Origin of the sequence: Aliivibrio sp. SR45-2 (genome assembly GCF_963890165.1) — a bacterium.
Classification (GTDB): Bacteria; Pseudomonadota; Gammaproteobacteria; order Enterobacterales; family Vibrionaceae; genus Aliivibrio; species Aliivibrio salmonicida.
In genome coordinates this window covers 1-2,331 of sequence record NZ_CAWPRC010000032.1, presented here as the reverse complement: position 1 = coordinate 2,331, position 2,331 = coordinate 1, and the positions used below count along the sequence as shown (strand labels likewise).

At 32.4% G+C, this 2,331-nt stretch carries 3 protein-coding genes; all 3 read right to left on the bottom strand.

What is annotated here, in order from left to right; all coding sequences use genetic code 11:
• Positions 1-508, bottom strand: a 508-nt coding sequence (locus AACV33_RS01530) for a glycosyltransferase family 2 protein (RefSeq protein ID WP_182700693.1), incomplete at its 3' end; no start/stop codon positions are given.
• Positions 495-1,628, bottom strand: coding sequence for a glycosyltransferase (locus AACV33_RS01525; protein ID WP_182700692.1), 1,134 nt, complete (start codon positions 1,626-1,628; stop codon positions 495-497). The genes AACV33_RS01525 and AACV33_RS01530, both read right to left, overlap by 14 nt.
• Positions 1,621-2,331 (bottom strand): glycosyltransferase family 4 protein (locus AACV33_RS01520; RefSeq protein ID WP_220488754.1); only part of this gene is annotated, 711 nt, incomplete at its 5' end. The genes AACV33_RS01520 and AACV33_RS01525, both read right to left, overlap by 8 nt.

Sequence of the window (2,331 nt, the reverse complement as noted above, 5' to 3'; positions counted from 1 at the left end):
GAAAATCAAATTCTTTAAACGCAGTTTTATCAAGCATTACCGTTAAGCAACCAATCATGCAGTTTTTAATTAAATCATTATAAGATAATTTTGTAGGAACTAAAACGACAGACTTAACATTTGAAATCTTATCTTGAAAAGTTGAGTAATCACTATAAACAAAAGAAACAGCATTGGTATTCATAAACTCTAACTGTGTCTTTAGCTTAGTTATTTGCCAAATATCATCACTATCAAGAAATGCAATATAACGTCCATTGGCATGTTCAATAGCAGTTTTTCTAGCCCCCGCAGCTCCCTTACCATATAAATTCCTTAATAACTTAATATTTAAGCACTTATAAGATTCAACAAGACCCCTTGTGTTATCAGTAGAGCCATCATCAACTACAAGTAACTCCCACTCCTTATATGTTTGTGTTATAACACTGTTTATTGATTCTTGAATTGTTTTTTCAGCATTATATGCTGGCATAACAATGGAAACTAAAGTGTTATAACTTTGCATAAGACTCCCTTAAGGTACTAGCTGAGTTTTCCCATGAATGTTCACTGTACAATGCCGAAATATTTCTTGATTTGACGCCATTTTCTTCAGGATCAATCGATATAATAGTATCGATTAGTGAATCAATATTGTAATCACATACATAGCCTATATTTTCTTTAAGCACTAATTTATCTATAGATGTATCAACAGAAACAAGTACAGGGACACCAACGGCCATAGCTTCAAAAATTTTATTCGGGCTTGCCAGCCTATTATGCTCATATGAAGGATCATAATATATAAGTGAACAATCCATTCTCTGTAGTAGTGATATTGCTTCAACCTGCTTTAATCTACCTACATAACGTACATTGTTAGCCTGAAAATCACTTACTTGGTCTTCCAATGCTCCCCAACCCGCAAACCAAAAGGTAACATTTGAAAGCCGAGTATCTTTTGATGCATCTAAAAATAGACGAATCGCTCTATCTTCGTTAAATGCACCATAATAAAATAAATTTAAAGTTGAACCATTAAAGATCTTCACTAACTCTGAAGATAGCTGATATTCCTTAAGTGAAGATATATTAATATTAGGCGCGTTATTAACTAGGCAAATCTTATTATAATGACATGGATTAATATTGAGTTTTCTATTCTCATCAGGCAAAACAATTAAAGAAGCAGAGTTAACAATTCTTTCAGATAGACTTCTAACTAATTTTCGAACAACAGTTGGAATATTTGAGTCAAATGTTTCAATAAAGTCAGCAATATCATAAACCAATTTAAATCGTTTAAGTTTAGATGAAATATATACAGGAAATGCAGAATCAAAATCAACTGCATGAACAATATTTGGACTGATTTTCAAGATGCTTTTAATAATGAATAAGAACCACCCTAGACGGGCAAATAAACTATATACTCCTTTCCCGTATTCACATCTTTTGTTAAATGCAAGTACTTGACAGTTAAAGTCTAATGAAGATATAATATTATCGTTGTGATCTTTATCTACCAATCTTTCCCAATGAAGTATCGATACATGATAGCCAGAGTTAGCCAACTCTTTAGCTTGGCGTATAACTCTCGTAGTCTTAAATGCAGAACTTCTTATCAGCAAAACTTTATTCATTAATTAAAACCTCATAAACGTCTTCTAATCGATTCGCTTGTTTAGCCACATCAAACATTGCTAAGTTTTTCTCTTCATGAAATAACATATTTCCAAAATCTAAATTTAATAAATAACTTTCAATTTCTTCTAGCGTATCAAACAAATGAATATTTGTTGAATCAAGTACTTTTTTCAATTCAACCATGCCACCTACTTTAGTAGAAATAACAGGGATATGACTTCCTAACGCCTCTATTGGCTTTAATGGCACTGCACTTTCAGTCTCAGGTAATGACGGCCTAGTCATCAATAAGCAGTCAAATCTTTTATATATTGATGGTACTAACTCCGGAGGGAAAAATTCGTAAAAATCAACAGTACCCTCAGCAATTTTCTTGAGGATATTATGCTTAGCTTTGTCCCCCCCAACTACTACAAAAGTAATATCACTTCGTTTATTTTTTACCTGCTTTGCTATTTTACAAAATGAATCTACACCTTGAAATGCTTCAATTGAACCAATGTAACCAACAATGATAGCATTATCTTTAAAAATACAATGCTCTGCGGATGCATTACGAAACTTCATAATATCAACACCATTATAAATAACCGATATTGGCTTAGTAAAACCACGATCTTTAAGTGCAGTAACCGATGATTCAGACAATACTAAACCTTGGTCACAAATTTTATGAACAAACTTTGTTAAGAAGCGACC